The 21,779-nt window shown below is 68.8% G+C and carries 15 protein-coding genes and 3 pseudogenes; 9 read left to right on the top strand and 9 right to left on the bottom strand.

What is annotated here, in order from left to right; genetic code table 11:
• Positions 1 to 100: 100 nt before the first annotated feature.
• Positions 101 to 871, bottom strand: a complete 771-nt coding sequence (locus OG435_RS34250; protein WP_430625796.1) for an amino acid ABC transporter ATP-binding protein — start codon at positions 869 to 871, stop codon at positions 101 to 103.
• 533 nt (positions 872 to 1,404) lie between these two features.
• Between OG435_RS34250 and OG435_RS34255 the strand changes: the two genes are divergently transcribed.
• The 4 genes and pseudogenes from OG435_RS34255 (at position 1,405) to OG435_RS34275 (ending at position 7,162) form a co-directional block, all read left to right on the top strand.
• Entirely contained in the window at positions 1,405 to 3,720 is a 2,316-nt protein-coding gene (locus tag OG435_RS34255) for a hypothetical protein (RefSeq protein ID WP_266882848.1), read from the top strand.
• A 57-nt stretch (positions 3,721 to 3,777) separates the two neighbouring features.
• A pseudogene (locus tag OG435_RS50810) lies at positions 3,778 to 4,879 on the top strand (IS630 family transposase).
• A gap of 161 nt (positions 4,880 to 5,040) precedes the next feature.
• Positions 5,041 to 6,312: a sensor histidine kinase gene (locus OG435_RS34270; RefSeq protein WP_266882852.1), complete on the top strand. Its 1,272-nt coding sequence runs from the start codon at positions 5,041 to 5,043 to the stop codon at positions 6,310 to 6,312.
• A gap of 136 nt (positions 6,313 to 6,448) precedes the next feature.
• Positions 6,449 to 7,162 (top strand): alpha/beta fold hydrolase, encoded by a 714-nt coding sequence (locus tag OG435_RS34275; protein ID WP_266882854.1) that lies wholly within the window; start codon positions 6,449 to 6,451, stop codon positions 7,160 to 7,162.
• A gap of 78 nt (positions 7,163 to 7,240) precedes the next feature.
• On the opposite strand, the gene OG435_RS34280 is transcribed toward OG435_RS34275, so the two are convergent.
• From OG435_RS34280 to OG435_RS34300, 5 genes and pseudogenes are all read right to left on the bottom strand, one after another.
• Positions 7,241 to 8,647, bottom strand: coding sequence for an MFS transporter (locus OG435_RS34280; protein ID WP_323187972.1), 1,407 nt, complete (start codon positions 8,645 to 8,647; stop codon positions 7,241 to 7,243).
• A gap of 146 nt (positions 8,648 to 8,793) precedes the next feature.
• The gene (locus OG435_RS34285) at positions 8,794 to 9,315 is read right to left on the bottom strand and encodes a hypothetical protein (protein WP_266882856.1); all 522 of its coding nucleotides are present in this window, start codon (positions 9,313 to 9,315) and stop codon (positions 8,794 to 8,796) included.
• Positions 9,316 to 9,502: 187 nt separating this feature from the next.
• A pseudogene (locus OG435_RS34290) lies at positions 9,503 to 9,787 on the bottom strand (integrase core domain-containing protein); the annotation flags it as partial.
• A 55-nt stretch (positions 9,788 to 9,842) separates the two neighbouring features.
• A complete protein-coding gene (locus OG435_RS34295) occupies positions 9,843 to 10,694 on the bottom strand; it encodes an IS5 family transposase (protein ID WP_266875534.1) in 852 nt (283 codons plus the stop codon).
• Between the two features lie 117 nt (positions 10,695 to 10,811).
• Positions 10,812 to 11,329: pseudogene (locus tag OG435_RS34300) on the bottom strand (helix-turn-helix domain-containing protein); the annotation flags it as partial.
• A gap of 288 nt (positions 11,330 to 11,617) precedes the next feature.
• Here OG435_RS34300 and leuE point away from each other — a divergent pair.
• Both leuE and OG435_RS34310 read left to right on the top strand, forming a co-directional pair.
• Positions 11,618 to 12,268 carry a leucine efflux protein LeuE gene (gene leuE, locus OG435_RS34305; RefSeq protein WP_266882858.1) on the top strand — a complete coding sequence of 217 codons (651 nt, stop codon included), beginning with the start codon at positions 11,618 to 11,620 and terminating at the stop codon, positions 12,266 to 12,268.
• 230 nt (positions 12,269 to 12,498) lie between these two features.
• Complete coding sequence (locus OG435_RS34310) at positions 12,499 to 13,929, top strand: sugar porter family MFS transporter (protein WP_266882859.1); 1,431 nt, start codon at positions 12,499 to 12,501, stop codon at positions 13,927 to 13,929.
• A gap of 307 nt (positions 13,930 to 14,236) precedes the next feature.
• On the opposite strand, the gene OG435_RS34315 is transcribed toward OG435_RS34310, so the two are convergent.
• Complete coding sequence (locus OG435_RS34315; RefSeq protein ID WP_266882861.1) at positions 14,237 to 16,090, bottom strand: beta-1,3-glucanase family protein; 1,854 nt, start codon at positions 16,088 to 16,090, stop codon at positions 14,237 to 14,239.
• A gap of 347 nt (positions 16,091 to 16,437) precedes the next feature.
• Entirely contained in the window at positions 16,438 to 17,232 is a 795-nt protein-coding gene (locus tag OG435_RS34320; protein WP_266882863.1) for an SDR family NAD(P)-dependent oxidoreductase, read from the bottom strand.
• Between the two features lie 147 nt (positions 17,233 to 17,379).
• Here OG435_RS34320 and OG435_RS34325 point away from each other — a divergent pair, with 147 nt between their 5' ends.
• Positions 17,380 to 18,129: an amidohydrolase family protein gene (locus tag OG435_RS34325; protein WP_266882865.1), complete on the top strand. Its 750-nt coding sequence runs from the start codon at positions 17,380 to 17,382 to the stop codon at positions 18,127 to 18,129.
• Here OG435_RS34325 and OG435_RS34330 read toward each other — a convergent pair.
• Complete coding sequence (locus OG435_RS34330) at positions 18,117 to 18,875, bottom strand: lysoplasmalogenase family protein (protein ID WP_266882867.1); 759 nt, start codon at positions 18,873 to 18,875, stop codon at positions 18,117 to 18,119. The genes OG435_RS34325 and OG435_RS34330 overlap by 13 nt on opposite strands.
• Positions 18,876 to 19,447: 572 nt before the next feature.
• Here OG435_RS34330 and OG435_RS34335 point away from each other — a divergent pair.
• Together OG435_RS34335 and OG435_RS34340 are read left to right on the top strand one after the other, a co-directional pair.
• A complete protein-coding gene (locus tag OG435_RS34335) occupies positions 19,448 to 20,455 on the top strand; it encodes a LysM peptidoglycan-binding domain-containing protein (protein ID WP_266882869.1) in 1,008 nt (335 codons plus the stop codon).
• 306 nt (positions 20,456 to 20,761) lie between these two features.
• Complete coding sequence (locus OG435_RS34340; protein WP_266882871.1) at positions 20,762 to 21,487, top strand: CAP domain-containing protein; 726 nt, start codon at positions 20,762 to 20,764, stop codon at positions 21,485 to 21,487.
• The last annotated feature ends 292 nt before the right edge of the window (positions 21,488 to 21,779 follow it).

Raw genomic sequence — 21,779 nt, forward strand, 5'->3', positions numbered from 1 at the left:
TAAAGAAAAATGAGGATGAGAGGAAACCCCGGAGGGGGGATCGGGGGAAACCCCGGCGCGTGCCGGGAATATCAGAGGAGATCTCGGAAGCAACGAGCGTTCAGTGCTTGAGGATCTTCGAGAGGAAGTCCCTGGCGCGATCGTTGCGCGGGGCGCTGAAGAACTCCTGGGGAGTCGCCTCTTCGAGGATCCTCCCGTCGGCCATGAAGACGACGCGGTCGGCGGCGGAGCGGGCGAAGCCCATCTCGTGCGTCACGACGACCATCGTCATCCCTTCCCGGGCGAGCTGCTGCATGGCTTCCAGCACCTCGTTGATCATCTCCGGGTCGAGAGCCGAGGTCGGCTCGTCGAAGAGCATGACCTTGGGGTCCATCGCCAGGGCACGGGCGATCGCCACGCGCTGCTGCTGGCCACCGGACAGCTGAGCGGGGTACTTGGCGGCCTGTGAGCCGACGCCGACCCGGTCGAGCAAGGCCCGTGCCTTGCGCTCGGCCTTCGCCTTGTTCGTGCCACGGACCTTGATCTGGCCCAGCATCACGTTCTCGAGCACGGTCTTGTGCGCGAAGAGGTTGAACGACTGGAACACCATGCCCACGTCCGAGCGGAGCCGGGCGAGTTCCCTGCCCTCGTTCGGCAGGGCGTTTCCGTCGATCGTGATCGTCCCGGAATCTATCGTCTCCAGCCGGTTGATGGTCCGGCACAGGGTCGACTTGCCCGAACCGGACGGCCCGATCACGACGACGACTTCGCCCCGGGCGATGCTGAGATCGATGTCCTTGAGGACGTGAAGCGCACCGAAGTTCTTGTTCACGTTCCTCAGAACTACCAGGCCGTCGGTGTCGGGAACTGCACCCTGATCACCCCTGGTCATTGCCACTACGTTCACGGCTCATTGGCTCCGTCCTACTTGGGAAACAGGACACTAAGAGCAAATTGCCGGTAAGTCATCAGCGCTGAGGTTAAATTGAGCTTGATCTGCCAGGTCCGTACCATCGGGTGCGATCCGGCGACGAAAGGGACTAGTCCCTTTGGCCGGCTGGATGCCGAGGACCCTGCCTTCGGCCGGGGCCCTCGCTTTCACATGGCGATCACCACTGCGTTCCAGGTGGGGCCGGTGGATCTGCGCGCTGCTCGTCCCGGCGGTCGTGTCCGTGTCCGGGCGGGCAAGCGCCGCGTTCCGTCCGTCCTCGGTCGCACAGGACGGCCGGGCTTCGCACTGCTAGGGCGCTGCAGCACGCCTGGGCCCCCGGGGAGCAGGCGCACGGCACGAGCCCCCGCGGGCGATTGCCATCACCCGACCGGAACCGCATGCCTGAATGACTAGCCCCTCGGGATAGCCGGATCGTCCGTGGGCGCCCCACCCTGGATCCACAGATTTAATGGCTACACGAAAGGCTTGCAACCATGGAGACACCCCGGAAGTCCATCAGAACGGGCACCTGGCTCGGCGTACACACAATCCCCTCCGGTAAGCTGGATGCGGGCATGCCGGCCTCGAAGGTTCTGGTTTCCGAATGGGGGCCTCTCTTCCTGTCCTGGCTGCTCGACTGCGAGCAGCCAGGAGGTAGGCGATATCAGGACGACGAGAAGGTCATGTATGCCCTGACCATTGTCGACCGCCACCGCTCTCAATACCTCAAGGTCAAGAAGATATCCGAGGAATCGATATCCGAGGACCACCAGCAGAAGGTCCAGGAATTCCTTGATCTCTACAAGAACTGCGACAGGACACTGACCAGATTGGTGGCCAGGTTCTGGAAGGCACTCCAGGAAGAGATCGAGAGCGGAGTCGATCTTTCACCCCTCGATCGAATCAACAAGAGCAGCCGAACTTCCCCCGAGCAGATACTTCAGTTCCACAAAGAGAACTGGGCCGTCGCGAAGGGTTACGCAGCCCAGTACATCGAGATCGGAGAGGCGCTCACCAAGATCCCGGAAGAGGTGCTCAATTGCCCTAAGCCGGAAAAGAACTTCCTTGGAAGATCAACCGCCCCGAGGGACGTCGACTTCAAGACCGAACAGGTCAAGCAGTTCAAGAACCTCGAAGGTCACGCAAAGGACCTCCTGAAGATTTCAGTCGCTCACCTTGAGCTGATGAACGCCCAGTACCGCATCACTGCCGAGGGGGGTGGCATCGACAGCAGGCCCATCTGGTCCCTCGACCAGCAGCGGCTGGGCGAGCTGGTTCCTTCGCCTGAATTCAACGACAAGCTGCGGGCCTGGTACGACCTCACCACGGAAGCGACCACTCAGTTCATCGCGGCGGCACAAAAGCTGTTCAAGTCCTGCGAGAAGTGCCTGATCAAGGTCGCGACGCCGGAACTCATCAAGGTACTCGACGACATCAAGCCGTTCTATGCGGGTGCAGGCCTTGCCCTGAGAGGCCTGGCCGGCGCCGTCGGCGTCGCCGCAGCCGTGGTCAGCCCGATCATCGGCCCGGCTTCCATCCCCATCGGACTAGCCGCGGCTGGCATCAACCAGGGCGCCAACCGGCTGGAGAGGAGCGCTGCCCGGCAGTCACTCAAGAAGAGCGACGACCTCCTGGCGAAGGGCGTCACCCAGCGCGTCAAGGTGTCCAGTGTGACCAAGAAGCTCTTCAAGGGCAGTAAGGGCGCCACGGCGGCGCTCGAACAGGTCGACAAGTGGGGAACTCAGATCGAGGCTTGGACCTACACCCAGCCCATCGGGGACGCCGCAACCATGGCCGGGCCGTTCGTAACCGCCATGGATGCGGCAGGCACCCCGTTGGCTGGCATATCGGGCGCGCTCGGAGTCGGCATGACCGGCGCCATGTATTTTTCCGATAAGGAAACCGTCGGAAGATTCAAGGACAAGGAGGTGGAATCGGGTGTGAGCAGACTTGTCAGCACCGTCACGAAAACCAGGCACAAGACGCACTCGGAGCAGGCACTCCGAGCCAAAGGCAACTCCGGCCGAATTGCGGCCATGGAAACCTTCACGAAGTTCCACCGTAATCGCTCCATCACCGTGGAAATCAGCCAGAACCGAACAGTCACCTTCCTCGGCGCGAGTCTGACCGCCGACCTTCGCCGACTCAGGCGCGACGGCCACTCCGCCGACGGCCGATTCTTCCGCTTCGTCAGCACGAACGTTCCCATCACATTGGATCAAAGTTACGGAAGCTCCGTCAAAAGCATCACATGGCAGTGCTCGGCTGACGGAGATTACGAAATAATCGCCGTACACCCCGGCGTGCAGTTCATGATCCCTGAGACGAATCCCGCCGCGTTCCGTAGAAACCGGGAGGAATTCATCAGCAGCGGGGCGAGCCTCGTCGACTTCATCAGGGAGGGGGTTGCCAAAGAGTGGGTCTACCTTGAGGGATCGGCGGCCTGGATGGCCAATATCGACTTCGGGCACCAGTTCGATGTCGTTAAGACCCGAATCTACAGCTGGAACGAACGAATGAGGGACCTGAGTTTGAAGTACGCGAAGTTGGCAGTTGAAAACGGTGGTGACACCCAGTGGACCGGTTCGGTCCAAGAGCTCAATGCCATCGCCAATGGCAATGACGTCGAGATAGCGGCAATTGAGCCGAGGGAGTCCGGAATGAATCTACTGCAGCCGACGGCCGAGCGCCAGATTGACAGGGCATTCTGCCTCAAGGTCGCATTCATGAATCGCACGGCCGGCTACGCCGACGGGGACACAAACACCTCCACCTGGGACAAATTCATTTTCGGAGACTACTCAGGTTGAACTCGTAGTGTCGGCGTGGCTGCTGACGGGTCGTGATCCCTGCGGTATGTCATAGGGATGAGGTCTGCGCAGGCGGGCGGGTATACGCCCGAGGAGCAGGCGGCGCGTGAGCGGTTGAGGCTGGAGGCGGCCGGGCGGTTCGCACGTGGGGAGACCACGGCCAAGATCGCCCGGGAGCTGAGGGTGTCCGATCGCTCGGTGTTGCGGTGGCGGCGGGTGTGGGAGTCGGGCGGGGTGGAGGCCCTGCGCTCGAGGGGGCCGGTGTCGGTGGAGAGGCTGTCCGCGGGGCAGTGGGCCAGGCTGGAGGCGGAGCTGGCGCGGGGTCCGCTGGTGCATGGTTTCGAGGACGACCAGCGGTGGACGCTGAAGCGGATCAAGCTGCTGATCGGCCGGATGTTCCATGTCGTCTATACGGTGCAGGGGGTGTGGAAGCTGCTGCGTCGGCACGGCTGGAGCTGCCAGGTCCCGGTGCGTCGGGCCGTCGAGCGGGACGAGGCCTCCATCGAGGTGTGGAAGGAGCAGGTGTGGCCGGAGGTAAAAGAGTGGCGGCGGACCTGGGTGCCCACATCTGCTTCGAAGACGAAGCAGGACAGGCCCTGAGCCCGCCGCGGGGACGCACCTGGGCACCACGCGGCCGACGCCCCACCGTGCGGGTGCGGGGCCGGGGCCGCGGACGCGTGAACATCGCCGGCCTCGCTGCTACCGGCCCGGCCACCGCACCCACTTCTTCTACAAGCTGCACGTCTACCACGGCCGTAAGAATGAGCCGAAGAGTTTCTCCTGGCAGGACTACCGCGACCTCATCACGGCCACCCACCAGCAGCTCGGCACCCCGATCGTGTGGTGCTGGGACAACCTGTCCGTCCACCTGCGCCAGGAGCTGGCGCACTACGCCGAAGAGAACAAGGACTGGCTGCGGATCTACCAGCTCCCCAGCTATGCGCCCAACCTCAACCCCACCGAAGGCGTCTGGTCCCTATTCAAACGGTCGATCACCAACTTCGTCGCTGCCGACCTCGCCGGTCTCACCCGCATCATCAAGCGCAAGCTCAAGAAGATCCAATACCGGCCCGAGCTGATCGACGGCTGCCTCGCCCAGACCGGGCTGACCATGGGGTCCACCATGATCAGCCCCGTCCGACACTACGAGTTCACCTGAGTAAGAGAACAGACCAGGATCCGGCGACCTTCCTGAAAGCTCTCTCCGTGCCCCCCGCCGACGGCTGGGGGCACGGGTCCGGCCCGCGACATGCGGCCGGTTGCAGAGGCGGACGGGAGCGGGGTGGGCGACAATGGGCAGGCCGGACCCGGGAGGCTCGCATGGGGCGCGACGGACAGTCGATCCGGTTCGTAAAGCCGGCCTTCAGGCGGTCGGTCGGCCAGCCCTGGGCGTCGGTCTCCTCCGCGATGCGGGACCACGCCTGGCTGGCCCTGAGGATCAACAGCCTGGTCCGGGTATTCATCACCACCGCGCTGTTCATCATGAACATCACGGTCTTCCCGCCGCGCGACCACCCGCTTCTCTGCTACACGATCATGTGGTCCTACGCGGCGGTGAACGTGCTGCCACTGGTGGTGCGATGGGACCGGGTCACCCCGTTCGCCGCCTCACTCGTGCCGGTGATCCTCGACCTGGTCGTGATCACGACGGTACTGACCCTTTCCGGCGGATTCCCCAAGGACACGTCGAACTACATCACGCTCTTCGACGACCTCTACTTCCTCGTGCCCATCCTCGCCGCCTTCCAGCTCTATCCATCCGTCACGGCCTTCGCCGGCGTCGCCTCGGTCGCGGTCTACATCTCCGCGGCGGTCGCGGCCGCTCCGGCGCCCGACTGGGTCTATCTGATCACCCACGCCGTCTTCATCGCGATGTCGTCCCTGTGCTGCGTGGTCTTCTCCTCCCTCCAGCGCTCCAGGGTGACGACCATCGCCGCCCTCGTGCAGCAGCGTTCGGTGCTGCTGGGACGCGTGATCTCGCTGGAGGAGGACGAGCGGCGAAAGATCTCGGAGGTGCTCCATGACGGGGCCCTGCAGAGCGTGCTGGCCGCGAAGCTCGACGCCGAGGAGATCAGCCAGGCCGAACCGGGCGAGGACATCGCCGGCCACGTGACGCGCCTGGAATCCGCACTCGCGGACGCGGCCAGGCAGCTCCGCTACTCGGTCACCGAGCTCCATCCCGATCAGGTGGAGCTCGCGGGGCTCGAGCGCGCGCTGAGGGCCATGTTCGAGGAGGGCGCGGCTCGCGGCGGGTTCGAGGTGGACCTGTCGTGCGAGGTCGCGGGCCCCACCCCCATCGATGAGTTGATCTTCCGTGCCGCCGGCGAGTTCCTCTCCAACACCGTCAAACACGCGAAGGCGAAGCACGTCACGGTGCGGTTGGAGCTGACCGCCTTGCGGGCGCGCCTGGAAGTCACCGACGACGGAGTGGGCATTGCCTCCGGCGTGCTCGCCTCCAGGGCCGCGGAGGGACACATCGGGGTGTCGTCGCAGCGCGTGCGCGTGGAGGGCATGGGCGGGAGCTTCTCCCTCGAGAACGTCGCCCCGCACGGAACGAGGGCGGTCATCGAACTGCCCGTACCCGCGTCGTAGCGACGGGGAACTCGGGCGTCCGCTCTCCCTAGTCCTTTCGGAGACCTCGCGTCGTGCCTTGTCCGGTCCGGAAGCAGGAGGGCGCGGCCGGGCGCCGATGAAAGGCTCGACGCCCTCCCAGTAAGGATTGAAGAAAATGACCTATCCCAGGATCGTCCTCGTGCACGGGGCCTTCGCCGACGCGTCCAGCTGGAGCGGTGTGGTGCGCAACCTGCAGGACGCCGGCCACCAGGTGACCGCTCCCCCGAACCCGCTCCGCGGCCTTGCCCGGGACTCCGCCTACCTGGCGGGCTACCTCAAGACGATCGAGGGCCCCGTCGTGCTCGTGGGGCACTCCTACGGCGGCGAGGTGATCACCAATGCGGCCGAGGGCCTCGACCACGTGAAGGCGCTCGTCTACGTCGCTGCCATCGCTCCCGACGTGCAGGAGAGCGCCGACGACATCTTGGGCCTGTTCCCGGGAAGCGGCCTGCCCGACGCCCTGGCCCCGGTCCCCTACGTGACGGAGACCGGCGGGGAGGGCGTCGACCTGTTCATCAAGCCGGAGGCCTTCCGGCCCGTCTTCGCCGCGGACGTCGATCCCGCCGGGGCCGCCGTGCTCGCCGCCGTACAGCGTCCGGTCGAGGCCGCGAGCCTGTCCGAGGCCAGCTCCGGTGCGGCCTGGAAGGACATCCCCTCCTGGTATCTGGTCGCCACGCAGGACCGGGCCATCCCGGCAGAGGCGCAGCGTTACCTGGCCCTGCGGGCGGGAGCCTTCACCGTCGAGGTGGACGCCTCGCACGCGGTGGCCGTCTCCCGCCCGGACGAGGTGGCCGACCTGATCCTCACCGCGGTCAAGGCCGTCGCCTAGGGCGGTCGTACGCGGTGAGCGGTTCCGGCACCGCTCGTGCACCGGCCGGGGCCCCAGCGGGTCCCGGCCGGTGCACGTTCACTCCCTGGTCAGGGTGGCGCGCGGGACGCACAGGGCGGCGATCAACGCCGCGAGCAGGTAGGCGGCGGCTCCGATGCCGAGGCTCAGACGTACTCCCTCGGTGAAGTCCGTGGACGACACCAGGAGGGAGCCGCCGAGGGCCACGCCCGCCGCGCTGCCGATCTGGCGGGTGGTGTTGAACAGCGCGGAGGCCGTTCCGGCGTGGGTGTCGGGTGCGGCGGACATCACGGTCGCCGTGGTCCCGGTCAGGGCGAAGGAGGTACCGAAACCCGCGGCCATCATCGGAGCGAGGAGCAGCAGGTACGCGGGGTCGTTCCCTGCGGCCGCCCAGCCCGCGAGGCCCGCGGCGCCCGTGAGCATGCCGGTGATGATGAGGGGACGGTGCCCGGTGCGACGTGCCAGGCGCCCCGACAGGGCTGAAGCGAACATCGACATGGCCACCGCGGGGAAGAGCGCGGCGCCGGCGCGCAATGCGCTCATGCCCCTCACGTGCTGGAAGTACAGGCTCGCCGTGAAGACCATCCCGTAGAAGGCGAAGTTGAACAGCATGCCGATGGCGGCCCCGCCGGCCACGGGGCGTCTGGTCAGCAGGGAGAGCGGAAGCACGGGGCTGCGGGCCAGGTGTTCGCGTAGGACGAAGAGGGCGCATGCCACCAGGCAGAGACCCGCCGAGGCCAGTACCAGGGGGGCTGTCCATCCGAGGCGGCCCGACTCGTTCAGCGCGGTCGTCAGCAGGGTGACCAGAGCGACGAGCGCCACCTGCGCGGGCCAGTCCAGCGAGCGGCCGGCCCGGCGTTCCGAGGCGGGGACGTGGAGCAGTACGAGCACGATGCACAAGACGCCGACGGGCAGGTTCACGAAGAAGACCCAGCGCCATCCCAGGGTGCTGACGAGCAGGCCGCCGAGGAGCGGACCGGCGGAGGCTCCGATCCCGGCCATGGAACCCCAGAGTCCGAAGGCACGGGAGCGGTCGGCGGCCGAACGGTAGGCCTCCTGCAGCAGGGCCAGCGAGCCGGGCACGATGAGCGCGGCACCGACCCCCTCCAGGATCCGGGCGGCCGTGAGCACGACGACGTCCGGAGCGAGGCCGCAGGCCGCGGAAGCCGCGCTGAACACCACGATCCCGGTGCAGAAGACGCGGCGGTGGCCGAGCCGGTCCCCGAGGGCCCCTCCGGTGAGCAGGAGGGCGGCGAAGGCGAGGGTGTAGCCGTTGGTCACCCATTGGACGGCGGTGAGGGAGGCGTCGAGGTCCCGCCCGATGACGGGGACGGCTACGTTGATGGCCGTCACGTCCAGGATGACCATGAAGTAGCCCACGCAGACCGCGAACAGTGGGGCCAGCCGCCGCCTGGCAACGGGGGTACCCGCAGGACGGTGGGCCGGTGGTCCCGCTCCGGACTTCATGACGGCATGCTAGGCGCGCACGGGTCCGGAACCGGTTCACCGCCCGGCGGAGTGACCCGGATGGCGGGCAGGGGTCTTCGGGGGAGCCCGTGCGGAGCCGGAGCGGAGCCGGGCACAGGGGCCGCGGCGCCGATGGACGTACGGTTTCAGGAAGCGCGGGCGGAATCCTGCCCGGTCCCCCGACGGGCGGTGTGTGCAGCGTAGAAGAGCTCGCAGAGCCGGTCGAGTACCTCCATCGTCGCGTCCGGCCGCGGCGCCTTGTCGGAGGGCACCTCGAATCCCGCCATGCCCCGCAGGACCGCGCGTTCGGCGGCGGACAGCCGTTCGTCGGTGCAGAAGGCCACCGCCTCGACGATCCGGCCGCGGTCGGTGTGCAGCGGAACCCCGCACAGCCACGTCGCCAACTGGTGCAGGGCCGGGTAGGGGAAGCAGGCGCTGAGGAAGCGGATGCGGTGCGCCTCCTCGATGGCGCGCCGGGTCCGGGTGCCCAGGTGCCAGTAGTCGATCACGCCGCCCGAGCGGAGAACGCCGACGACCTCCGCGGCCGGCCCGTCCTGCAGGTGTTCGAGAAGGGCCGACAGAGCCCTGATCCGCACGTACGGGTCGCACCCAGGTGCGAAGTAGGCGTCAGGATAGCGCTCTTGTTGCGAAGTGGTTTCGGACTGCACGTGCTCCTGCTCCGGTACTGCGCCGACTCTGCGGCCGGGAGACGGCTGCGCGACCGCGGCGTGCGCGGGGGCCGGTCCTCGCGGCCCCCGCGCACACGGTTCCGGCCCAGCGGAGGAGGCCGCGTCGGGTCGGAGGGGGTGTGCACGGCGGGCGGCCCCACCCGGCCGCCGTGCCCTGCTCCGCACGCTATCCGGGGCGGGGTCCCGCGGGCGAGGGGGAGACCACAGGTGTGGACGATCGGGCTAGACCCGCGGGGTTGTTCACGCGGCTGATGGGTGGGTGTCCGTTCAGTGCGGTGTGGCAGCGGTGGTGGTTGTAGGTGTGGAGGAAGTCTGCCAGGGCTTCGGTCCGTTCCTGGTTTGAGGTGTAGGGCCGTAGGTGGGCCCACTCGTCCAGGAGGGTGCGGTTGAAGCGTTCGACCTTGCCGTTGGTCTGTGGCCGGTAGGGCCGGGTTCGTTTGTGGGAGATGCCGGCCGCGGTGAGGGGCTGGGTGAAGAGTCTGGACTTAGACCGACCGGCAAATGGATCACTTGAGGCGTCGGGTGGTGGGGCGGTCGGCCCAGCGGTAGCGGCTCGTTGCTCGACGGATGAGCATGCGGAGCGTGACGAGGGCGGCGGCCAGGTACAGGTAGAAGTCCACGATGCTGCCGCTCTTCTCTGTGCAGCGCCGCAGCTTGCCGTAGTCGTTCATCCACGAGTGCGTGCGCTCGACCACCCAGCGCTTGCCGGCTTGGATCGGGGCTGGCACGCCCTTACGCGCGATCTCGGCCGTGAATCCCAACTCGGCTATAAGCGCACGGGACGTGGTGCTGTCGTAGCCGCGGTCGAGGTTGACGTTGACCGCCGTCGGCATTGCGCCGACCTGTGCCTTCGCCGCCTCCAGGGTGGGGCCCAGCAGGGGTGAGTCGTGCCGGTTCGCGCCGGCGGAGACGATTCCGATCGGGACACCGCAGGCGTCGGAGGCGACCGAGCGTTTCAGTCCTTGCTTGCCCCGGTCGACCGGGGAGCGTCCCGCCTTCTCACCGCCGGACGGGGCCTTGGTGATGCAGCCGTCCACCGAGATCTCGCCCAGCCCGAGACCGATCATCCGGTCGTGCGCCTCGAGAGCCAGTGCGTGGACCTTCTCGGATATCCCCAGTTCAGACCACTCCTTGACGCGGCGTCTGATGGTGCGGTCGGAGCATCCGGGGGTGGAGATGCGCTCGTAGCCTGAGCCGTGGACCAGCGCGAGCACGACGTGCTCGAAGACCGTCCGGTCAGCGATCCGGCGGCGGTGGCAGCCCAGCGGGTGGTCCGCAGCGAACTCTCGCCGGGCGGGCAGGAGGGCGGAGAACTGGTCCCAGAGGGGTTCGAGCAGGCAAGATGGCAGCGCGGGCACGGCCGTCCTTCGTGATCACTGAGCGTAGAGAACTCCATGATCACGTGGACCCGTGCCCGCACTGCATCCACCGCGCTCGATCACTCGACAGAGGCTGCCTATTGCCGGTCGGTCTTAGCCGATCACTGGCTTGCAGCTCTTGCGTGCGTCGGCGGTGGCGATCTTGTTGTCCATCGCCGTTCGGCGGTCCATGACCCGGTGGCCTCCGCCGTCGGGGATCCGGCCGAGCTTCTTGATGTCGACGTGGATGAGTTCGCCCGGGTGCTCGCGTTCGTAGCGGCGGATCGCGGTGCCGGTGGGCCGGTCGAGCCGGGCCAGGCGGCCCAGGCCGTGACGGACGAGGATGCGGTGCACGGTGAGGCGGGCAGGCCCAGGACCGGACCGATCCGCGCGGGCCCGAACTTGCGGTCCCGGCGCAGTCGGCAGACCTGTGCCTCGACCGCGGCACTCGTGCGGTGCGGCGTCGTGCGCGGCCGGCTGGACCGGTCGTGCAGGCCCGCTTCGCCCTCGGCCCGCCCTCGGCGGACCCACATGTGGGCGGTGGCCCGCGATATACCCGTCTCGGCCGCGACATGCGCGACGGGCCGCCCCGCGCGGACACGTTCGACCAGCAGTCGCCTACCGAAGACGGTCAGCCGGGCCTCCGTTGTGCAATGGGTTCCTAGACAGCTCCCACCACACCGGAGGTCTTCGCCATGTTCAAGACCTACCGAGTGTCAACAACGCTCGTGATCAATACACCTAGGCCGTCCAGGCAGTCTCCATGAACTCCGCGAACGGGCCGGTCCCTTCAGGGCGGCCTCGTCCACGGCCGCTCCTCCTCCGGTGCCACCCCCCGATCGGGGGAGGGCCGGCCGCTGCGTGATCCCTAGCGTGGCCCGGACCGACCAGCCGCCTCAGCACAGGAAAAGGACCCAGCCAGCATGTGGGGAACCCAGAATCTGCCCACCTTCGCGCTCGGGGCACTGGTCTTCGTCCTACTCCCGGGCCCGAGCTCCCTCACCACCCTGGGCTGCGCGGCCCAGAGCGGTGTGCGGGCGGGTCTGCGCTGCGCACTCGGTGTCGTGTGCGGCGAGGTCACCCTGATGGTGCTGACCGTCGTCGGGGCGGCCGGACTTCTGCGGGCCGACCCCCAGATCGTCGTCTGGGTGCGCTGGTTGGGCGCCGTATACATAGCCTGGCTCGGGATCGGCATGCTGCGCGCTGCCTTCGGGGCCCTGCGTGCTGCCCGGGAACGGAACGCGGAACCCGCACCTGCACCGCACGGCGCGGTGGCTACGGCCGGTACCCGACGGGCGTACGTCATCACGGTGCTGAACCCGAAGGCGATCCTGTTCTTCCTCTCCTTCTTCCTCCAGTTCGTCGACCCGGCGGCTCAGCGTCCCCATCTGGCCTTCGCGACCCTCGGTGCGGTGTACGAGCTGTTGAGTGCCTGCTACTTGTCCTGCCTGGTACTGGCCGCGGCACGGATCGGCCGTGCGGTGGACGGCCGCCTCCGGCTGACGGCCGTCCTGCGCGGATCGGCAGGGGTGGTGTTCCTCGGGTTCAGCACGGCCCTCGCGCTCGGTCTGTAGGACTCCGCTGCCCGCTCCCCCCACCGCATCCCCCGGTGGGGGGAGTTCCCGGCTCTGCCCACGGACTACAAAGAGGGCGGGCCGCGCACGGCCCGGCTGCAGCGGCTCCTGACGCACCGACGTCGCGGCCCGTGCATCCCCCCGGGGCGGTCCGCAGGAAGCACAGGCTTCGCCGCTTCACGCCACCGCGTCCCTCGCGCACTGGCGTGGCTCCCCACAGAGGAGTACCCATGTCACGCGTCCACCCCCTGCCCCGGGCCGACGGGTCCGCCCGCCCCGCCGCCCACGGTCCCCGCCGCGCCGCTCTGATCGCAGCCGCGGCGGCCATGGGCGGCTTCCTCTTCGGCTACGACAGCTCCGTCATCAACGGCGCCGTCGAAGCCGTCCGCGACCGCTTCGACGTCGGCTCCGGCACTCTCGCCCAGGTCATCGCCGCCGCGCTCATCGGCTGCGCCCTCGGTGCCGCGGTCGCCGGCCGCATCGCCGACCGGATCGGGCGGATCCGCTGCATGCGGATCGCCGCCGTCCTGTTCACCGCGAGCGCCATCGGCTCCGCCCTGCCGTTCGCCCTCTGGGACCTCGCCCTGTGGCGCGTGATCGGCGGCTTCGGCATCGGCATGGCCTCGGTGATCGGCCCCGCCTACATCGCCGAAGTGTCCCCGCCCGCCTACCGGGGCCGCCTCGCCTCCTTCCAGCAGGCCGCGATCGTCATCGGCATCGCCGTCTCCCAGCTCGTCAACTGGGGCATCCTGAAACTCGCCGACGGCGACCAGCGCGGAAAGCTGGCCGGGCTCGAGGCCTGGCAGTGGATGCTCGGCGTGATGGTCGTCCCCGCCGTCCTGTACTGGCTCATGTCCTTCGTCATCCCCGAATCACCCCGCTTCCTGATATCCGTCCGGCGCACGGAGGAGGCCAAGTCGGTGCTGCGCGAGGTCGAGGGGCAGGGCATAGACGCCGACGCCTGGGTGCACGCCATAGCCCGCGCCATGGACTCGGAGCAGAAGTCCACCTTCAAGGACCTCCTTGGCGGCCGCTTCGGCTTCTTGCCGATCGTCTGGATCGGCATCGGCCTCTCCGTCTTCCAGCAGCTCGTCGGCATCAACGTGATCTTCTACTACAGCTCCTCGCTCTGGCAGTCCGTCGGCATCGACCCCACCAGCTCGTTCCTGTACTCCTTCACCACGTCGATCATCAACATCCTCGGCACGGTGATCGCGATGCTCCTGGTCGACCGGATCGGCCGCAAGCCGCTCGCCCTCATCGGCTCCGTCGGCATGGCGATCTCCCTCGGCCTCTGCGCCTGGGCCTTCTCCCAGCGGACCGGGGACGGCTCGACGGTCCATCTCGTCGGCGGAGCGGCCATGACGGCCCTGCTCGCGGCGCACGCGTTCGTCCTCTTCTTTGCCCTGTCCTGGGGCGTGGTGGTCTGGGTGCTGCTCGGCGAGATGTTCCCCGGCCGGATCCGGGTGGCCGCACTCGGTACCGCCGCCGCAGTGCAGTGGGTGGCCAACTGGGCCATCACCGTCACGTTCCCGAGCCTGTCGCAGTGGAACCTGTCCGGTGCCTACGTGCTCTATACGGCCTTCGCCCTGCTCTCCATCCCGTTCGTCCTCAAGTGGGTGCCGGAGACCAAGGGCAAGTCGCTCGAAGACATGGGCTGATGCGCTCCCCCTCCCCCGCATGACAGCCGGCTGAGCCGAGAACGCCTCGGCATCCCACACGTCACCACGGCGGCCCTCCACGACACGCCAGTCGTTCCCGGAGGGCCGCCGCTCTTTCGGGCCGGCTCGGTGGCCTACCGTCCGATCCGTGGTGCGCCCGACCCTTACGCCGGGGGCCGGCGGCCCGGTCACAGCACCGGACGGTGCTGCGGCCTCGCGGAGGCGAACGCGCCGCACAACGCGAAGGAGCCCCTCCCGGCCGCCATCCTGGAGGGATGTCGGCCGGGAGGGGCTCCTTCGAGCGGGATCAGCCGCCGATGGTCAGCGTCAGGCTGTCCGGGGCGTTGAAGTTCGGCAGGATCATCACCGAGCTCATGTCGTGGACGTCGTCATAGGCGAAACCGTAAGCGGGGTGGATCGCGTCGCCCTTGGAATCCGTCTTGTCCGGGGACGGCATGGCGATGGAGTGGAAGAACGCCGCGTACTCGTTGAACCGGTGGTCCGCCACGTTCTTGAGGTAATCGGGGTCAGTGGGGTCCTCGGGGGCCTTCGGCACCTGGAAGTACGTGCTCGCGTCGCCCCAGGTGTTGACGGGATTCGTGAGGATGCCGCGGTTGACGGCGGCACACAGGTTGGCCTCGACCTTCTTCTCGTCGTCCGATCCCGTGGCGAGGCTGTTGGCGCATGCCACGGAGTCCGGGGTGTTGGGCTTGGCGACCTCACCGGTGCCCGAGTCAACTCCGTTCACATACTTCGTGAACGTCAGAGGACCGGTGCCTTCGGACCCGGTGTCGCCCTTGTAGACGACGCCGTCGCCAACGTCCAGGACGAAGGGCGGCGTCTGGTCCGCAGTGGGGCCACCGGACTTCCAGTCGCTCCAGGCATCATTGATCTCCTGGTCGAAGAAGTGGGCACCGGGCCCGTCCTTCGTGACGGGCTGGCCGTTCTTGCCGTCGTTCCCGAGCTGGAACACAGCGGCCGAACGCGGGGCGATGATGTGGGGAGCGTGGTACTTGTCCGAGCCGATCCCGACCACTTCCTTGGCGAAGATAGGGTCGACCGCCTTCAGGTACTTGGCGATGACCGTGGCGGTGTCCATGTCCGTGATGCCGACCGTCCGGTCGAAAGAGCCCTGCTTCAGTTCGGCCGTCATGGGGATGCCGAAACCGTCGACCTGGGTGGTGTTGCCACCCCAGGCGACCGGGCCGGTGGGAGCGGAATTCGGGTCCTTGACCGTTGCGTTCTTGAAGGTCTGCTCGAAGAAGTCGAACTTCGTCTGCTGGTTCGGGTCGTTCGGGTTGTTCAGGTCGGGCTGCTGGTAGCCGGTGTCGTTGGGCGTGCCGGCCGCGTCCGTTGCGGGCGGCATGATCATCGGCTTGTTGGAAATGAAGATGCGGCCGCCCTCCAGCCACGATGGCATCTGGAACTTCCCGTTGATCTTGTTCAGCTCGTAGCTCATCCCGCTCGCTCCGTTCGAGGCATCCCCGGTGGGCTGCTGTTCGGTGACCGGTGCGGACGTCCCGTCGGGCTTGATGTAGACGTAGTGCCCCTTGTTCTGCTGCTGGCCGACCACGGTCACCCAGTAGTCACTGCCCTGGGGCGTGTTGACGTTCAGCGGGAAACCGCCGCCGTTGGCCGGCGGAGCCGGCGGAGCCGGCGGAGCCGGCGGACCCGGGACGGGGTAATCCTGGGTGGGCTGAGACTGGGGCCCGCCCTGCGGCGTGTACACCCAGTGGTAGGTGAACTTGGCCGAAGTGTCGCTGACGGGCTCCTTGAAGGTGTACTCCGTACCCGAGACGGTGACCCCCGAGCCCTTGATCGCGGCGAGGGCCACCAGGTCGAGGCTCTGCGGCGGCGGCGTCTTACCGTCGACGTTCGCCTTGGGGGTGAACATCAGGCCGAGGTAGGTGAGGTTCGCCTTGGCGTCGAAGGTCCACGTCGCATTGTTGGAGTCGACCTTGGCTCCCTGGGTGAAGGGTGCGGCGTCCGCCGGGCCGCTCGTGGCCGCCGGCGGCGTGGTGGTGTCGGCGGCATGGGCGAGCGCGGCACCACCGAGTGAGACGACCGGCACCGACAGCAGGAGTGCGGCGCAGGCTGCCGTGCGCATCACGGAGCGCTTGCGGCGAGGGGAGTGGGGGGCCGGGTTCGGACGAGTGTGCATGACGTTCCTCTGCTGGGTAGCTGGCTTGCTCCTCCAGCTTTACCGAGCACCCCGTGCAAAATCCTGCGTCAAAAGGCATCTGAAGGGGCCGGCCGTCTAGGGCCTCGGTCCTGCTCCGTCCTCGCAAGAACCGCTGGTGGAGGGCGTATTCACCCCTCCGCTCCCCCGATCGGCCCCTGGTCTCGGGGGCCGTCCTGCCCATCACCTGCCGGCTGAGTTCCGTATCCTCTCCGGGCGGGGCCGCGAGGAAGAGCCGGTGGCCTTCGGACGCCCCGGTGCGGCGCCGCGCACACCGGCTCCTCCCCGCGGGCCGGGCTCTCGGCCCGGCACGATCCGGCCCCGACGAGTCAGCGGCGCTCGCGCTGGGCGGTGACGATCTGGCTCAGCGTCTCGTCGATGCCGCCCATGCGGGCCTGGACCCGTTCGGCGAAGCGGGGGAACTGGCCGGCCACCGCGCTCAGCAGCTTCAGTTCCAGCGGAGCCACGTTGACCTCGCAGAGGTCGCGCCGGACGGCCCGGACGACGCCGGCCGCGACGTCGCCCGGGACCACCGTACGGATGCCGCCCGGCGCGGCCGCGCCGGTGGCCGCGAACATCCCGGCGTCGCGCACGAATCCCGGCTGGACCAGTGAGACTCCGACACCACGGGGGGCGAGGTCCTGGCGCAGGGCGAGGGCGAAACCGCGGAGGCCGAACTTCGTGGCGTTGTACAGGGAGGAGGAGCGGCTCGCCGCCTTGCCCGAGATGGAACCCACCAGCACGATGTGGCCGCGTCCCCTGGCCACCATGTGCGGGGCCAGCCGGCGGACGAGTTCGACAGGCGCGCGCAGGTTGACGTCCAGCGCGCGGTCGAGCTGCTCCTCGGTGTACTCGAGGAGGTCGCCGCTGGCCGGCAGGGCGGCATTGGCGACGAGCACGTCCGTGTCGGCGCACTCCTCGGCGAGCCGCGCGACGTCTTCCCTGCGGGAGAGATCGGCGACCACGGTGTGGGCGTGCAGGCCGCCGGCGACGTTCTTCAGGACTTCCTCGCGGCGACCGGTGACGGTCAGCCTGGCCTTCTCGGCGGCCAGGGCCACGGCGAGGGCCTGACCGATCCCCCCGGTCGCGCCGGTGAGCAGGACGTTCTTCCCGGCGATGCGCATGACGACCCCTTCGGCACCAGAACCATAAATTGTTCGTTCGAACGAACAGTAGAGAGGCCGACCCCGCGCTGTCCACCACTCCCGCGGGGCCGGGCTGGCGGGATCGCCCACCGGGCGTAGCCTGAAATCAGCGGAAGGAGCGCCCCCATGCCCTCTCAACCGTTCTTCGACGCCCACTTCCACGTCATCGACCGGCGGTTCCCGCTCGTCGAGAACGACGGATTCCTCCCGGAGGAGTTCACCGTCGACCAGTACCGGGACCGGACCGCCGGGCTGAGTGTGGTGGGCGGCGCGGTCGTGTCCGGATCCTTCCAGCGATTCGACCAGGGCTATCTGCTCGCCGCCCTGGACCGTCTGGGCGCCGGCTGGGTGGGGGTCACCCAGATCCCGCACGACCTGCCGGACCACGAGGTCACCGCACTCGCGCAACGGGGCGTGCGCGCCGTGCGGTTCAACCTCCGGCGCGGCGGGTCGGCGGGGATCGAGCACCTCGACCGGCTCGCCCGCAGGGTCCACGACCTCGCGGGCATGCACGCCGAGCTCTATGTCGACGCCCGCGACCTCCCCGCCATCGCGGGGACGCTGACGGCCCTGCCCGCGGTCAGCATCGACCATCTGGGCCTGCACGCCGACGGGCTCCCCCACCTGCTGGGGCTGGTCGAGCGGGGCGTGAAGGTGAAGGCGACCGGGTTCGGGCGCGTCGAACTCGACGTACGGGCGACCGTCCGCGCCGTACTCGATGTCGATCCGACCGCCCTGATGGCCGGAACGGACCTGCCGTCGACCCGGGCGCGGCGGCCCTTCGAGGACTCCGATCTCGACCTGCTGGCCGAGGCCTCCGGGGAGCACCTCGAGGCCGTCCTCCACGACAACGCGGCAGCGTTCTACCGGATGTGAGGCGTCGGGCTCCCTCCGTCCCGCCCGGGCGGGGCGAGGAACCCTTCGACGATCAGCCACTGCGCGGCGTTGTAGGAGACGAGTACGAAGACCTGCGCCGCCGCGCGGGACCGTGCGCCGGTGAGCAGGGTGCGCCGCAGCAGTATCGCCGTGTCGGAAATGGCGAACAGCGCCACGCCGGCCGGCAGCCAGGTCCGGCGGTCGCGGCCGGGACGGATCAGGCGGGTCACGGGCCCCGGGGCATCTGCCGGACCGGGGTCCTGCGCGAGGGTCAGCGTGCCGGCGAGTACCGCCGCGTACGAGGCGAGGACGGCCGGGACCGCACCCCGGCCCGGCTCGCGGCGAACGGCCAGCAGGGTGGCGGCAGCAGCCCACAACGCGGCCGGCAGCGCAGCGGTGCGCAGGTGAGGGCGGTGGCCGCGGCGCAGCAGCAACGCCGAGTAGAGCGTCTGCATCGCCCCGAACGCCGCCGCGCCGCGCACGATCTGGCCATCCTCGTCGGAGCGGGACATGTAGTAGTCGCCGACTCCGGCAGCGAGCAGCCCCGAAACGAGCAGGCGCGTCTGCGCGGGCTCCAACGTGCCGCGCCGGAGGGCGGCCTTGAGACCGAGGAGGGGTACGGCCACGGGTTTGGTCATCAGTTGCAGCGGCCGGTTCCCCCGGTGCGCAGCCCAGACCTCTCCCCAAGCCGTCGCCTGGAAGAGCCCCTCCACCGCCATGCGGCCGAGTCCACCCGTCTCCCTCATTCCTTGCTCCCTTCCCTCGCGCGCCGAGAGTCGGCGCGTCCGTAGATTCCTACGCCGTGGTCCCGTTCGCGGTCCAGCCCCGGACCCGTTCTCGTCTCCATCACCACGTGGTCGCAGCCGTGTCGCAGCCGTGTCGCAGTCGTGCACCAAATCTGCCGCGACCCGCTGGACTCCCCCAGACGGACAGGTCGGGGCTCCACCAGTCGGAGGAGCCCCCGCCTCTCACCGTCTTGTGATGCCCGTCACACCACCGGTGCAATGTCACGAAGAGATCGGAAAGAGTCAGCCCCGCCTCCCCACGGATTCCGACTCGAACTCCGTATGCGCGTCCACGTCGGCCGGCCCGTCCGCTTGCCCGAAGGCGCACGTCAGGCCCATGGGGGGCCTTGTAGCCGAACTCACCCCTTGCCTACGGTCACACCACCCAAAAGGACCGGTACTTCGGACCTCCCCACGAGGCCACGTACCGCACCGGCCAGGAACGGCTCGCGCCGCACCACACAAGGTCCCGGCCAGGACTCGTACTCCGAGCCGCACCGCCCGACCCCCGCCGGTAACTGAGAGGAACATGCATGCCGTCCAACGGAAAGCACCGCCGACCTGACAACAGCCCGCTCAAGCGAAAGATCGTCGTCGCGGGCACGGGCCTGGCCCTTCCCGTCATCGCGGTGGGCACCGCCCACGCCGCCACGAAGGCGCCCGCCGCCACCACACTCACGACCGAGCACCAGGCTCCTCAGCAGGACGACCCCGCCGGTTCCGGCAAGGCCTCGGGACACGACGCGGCTGCCCCCAAGCACCGCACGCACGTCGTCAAGGTGGGCGAGACGCTCTCCGGGATCGCGGTCCAGGAGCACGTGAGCCTGTCCAAGCTCTATGACGCGAACCAGGCGAAGATCCCCGACGAGAACCTGATCCACACCGGCCAGGTCCTGACCATCCCCGACGGCGGGACTCCGAGCGCCGAACTTCCCGCCCAGCCGCACCACCACCAAGCCCACTCGACGCACGGGAAGCCCGCGACGCACGGGAAGCCCGCGACGCACGCGAAGCCCGCGACGCACGCGAAGCCGGTGCAAGCACCGGACACCGCGCAAGCACCGGACACCGCGCACCACTTGGGGCCGAAGGCCCCGCGGCAGCACTCCGGGACGCACGCCCGGCCGCACCAGAGTCCCCACCAGACCCCTGCCACCCCGGCCGTCCCCTCAGCCCCCGACAACACCGCGCAGCCGACTGCGCCTGCGCCTGCGCACGGGAACACCCTCGACAGCTGGATCCGCCAGTCGATCGTCGTCCTGGAGGCGCACGGCATCTCGGCCTCGTACAACGGCATCTACCGCAACATCATGCGCGAGTCGTCCGGCAACCCCAACGCGCAGAACAACTGGGACGTCAACGCCCAGCACGGCGACCCGTCGAAGGGACTGCTTCAGGTCATCCCGACGACCTTCGCCGCCTACCACGTGCCGGGTACGTCGAACGACATCTTCGACCCGGTGGCGAACATCACCGCGGCGTGCAACTACGCGGCCCACAAGTACCAGGGGGGAATCGACTCGATCAACGGCGCCTACTGACCCGTACGCACGGCGGATCCGGCCCGCCTCCCGTTTCCGGGATCGGGCCGCCGCCTGCGCGGTGGAGCAGACCGCGCCTCGTGGAGAACGATGCGCAGGACGAGGGCGGACACCGCTCCCGTGCGCAGTCGAGGGTGAAGCCCCAGGTCCCAGGGTCGCGGGAGGGGTGGCGGTTCCGGGCCCGCTCCGGGACGCAGACCCGTTTCCAGCAGCATTCCCCCTCTCCCCACCTCATCATCACCTACATTCGCATCAGCGAATCAGCCCCTCCAGACGGACGGGACACGCAGCCAGGAAGGGCAGCACATGGCTCGGCACAAGACATCCGTCGGAAAGACCGGCCGCAGGCTGCCCACGGGCGCGCGACTGGTGGCCGCAGTCGCGGTGACGGCAGCGGGAGCGGGCGCGCTGGCCGCGGCGCTGATCCCCGCCGGGGGCAGCCCGGGCCTGCACGAGGACTTCCGCCCCGCCCATGTCGCGGCCTCGCGGCCGGCACCGGCGGGACCGGCCTCCGGTCAGGACGCCCCCGCACCCCCCACGACCGCGCAGGGGACCGCCGCACCGGGCCTTTCGCAAGGTTCCGGGGGCGCGGCGGAGGCGACGCCGGCCTCCCCGTCGAAGGCGAGCCTGATCACGCAGGCGGACGCCCAGCAGAAGCAACTCGACTCCACCTCGCCGAGCGAGGTGCTAAAGCTCGTCAACGAGGTCCGCATCACGGCCGGGATCGCCCCCCTCACGCTCGACTCCAGCCTGGACGCCCCGGCCGCGCAGGCCGCCGACTATCTGTCGTCCCACGGTTCCCCCGGGGCGGCCGGTCCCGTCAGCGGTACCGGCTGGCGGCAATCCGGTGCCACCGGGGCCACCACCACGATCTTCAGCCGCAACGAGGTCGGTGCTCAGGCCGCGGTGAACGACTGGATGAAGCACCCCGCAGAGCGGGCCCAGCTGCTCGACCCCAACCTCCGCACCATGGGCGTGGCCAGCCGGACCACCCCGGACACCATCTGGTGGGCCGGCTTCTTCGGCAGCTGACCGCCGGCGCGACACTGCGCCCTGTGCCCTCCGGATCCGCGGCTCCCGCCCCGGACCCGGAGGGCACAGGGCTGTGCACACCCGGCCCCCGGGCGGCTCGTCCCCCGGTCGGGGGAGGGGCCTCTCCCCCGGCACCCTCCCGTGACCGGCCGGTCCCGCGGGCCCGCCACCGGCCTACGGTCGGATGCAGGTGGTCTCGCCGGGCACCGCGGTGGCAGTTCCCGCGTCGGCAGACCCCCTCCGCCGCCAGTCGGCGGAGGCTGTCAGATCCCCGCGTGCCACTACGGCCGCC

It is taken from the genome of Streptomyces sp. NBC_01264, assembly GCF_026340675.1.
Taxonomy (GTDB): Bacteria; Actinomycetota; Actinomycetes; order Streptomycetales; family Streptomycetaceae; genus Streptomyces.

Bases quoted from the DNA above. Each gene is read 5' to 3' on its own strand.
- OG435_RS34250 (WP_430625796.1), bottom strand. From the start codon at position 871: ATGACCAGGGGTGATCAGGGTGCAGTTCCCGACACCGACGGCCTGGTA.
- OG435_RS34255 (WP_266882848.1), top strand. From the start codon at position 1,405: ATGGAGACACCCCGGAAGTCCATCAGAACGGGCACCTGGCTCGGCGTA.
- OG435_RS34270 (WP_266882852.1), top strand. From the start codon at position 5,041: ATGGGGCGCGACGGACAGTCGATCCGGTTCGTAAAGCCGGCCTTCAGG.
- OG435_RS34275 (WP_266882854.1), top strand. From the start codon at position 6,449: ATGACCTATCCCAGGATCGTCCTCGTGCACGGGGCCTTCGCCGACGCG.
- OG435_RS34280 (WP_323187972.1), bottom strand. From the start codon at position 8,647: ATGAAGTCCGGAGCGGGACCACCGGCCCACCGTCCTGCGGGTACCCCC.
- leuE (WP_266882858.1), top strand. From the start codon at position 11,618: ATGTGGGGAACCCAGAATCTGCCCACCTTCGCGCTCGGGGCACTGGTC.
- OG435_RS34310 (WP_266882859.1), top strand. From the start codon at position 12,499: ATGTCACGCGTCCACCCCCTGCCCCGGGCCGACGGGTCCGCCCGCCCC.
- OG435_RS34315 (WP_266882861.1), bottom strand. From the start codon at position 16,090: ATGCACACTCGTCCGAACCCGGCCCCCCACTCCCCTCGCCGCAAGCGC.
- OG435_RS34320 (WP_266882863.1), bottom strand. From the start codon at position 17,232: ATGCGCATCGCCGGGAAGAACGTCCTGCTCACCGGCGCGACCGGGGGG.
- OG435_RS34325 (WP_266882865.1), top strand. From the start codon at position 17,380: ATGCCCTCTCAACCGTTCTTCGACGCCCACTTCCACGTCATCGACCGG.
- OG435_RS34330 (WP_266882867.1), bottom strand. From the start codon at position 18,875: ATGAGGGAGACGGGTGGACTCGGCCGCATGGCGGTGGAGGGGCTCTTC.
- OG435_RS34335 (WP_266882869.1), top strand. From the start codon at position 19,448: ATGCCGTCCAACGGAAAGCACCGCCGACCTGACAACAGCCCGCTCAAG.
- OG435_RS34340 (WP_266882871.1), top strand. From the start codon at position 20,762: ATGGCTCGGCACAAGACATCCGTCGGAAAGACCGGCCGCAGGCTGCCC.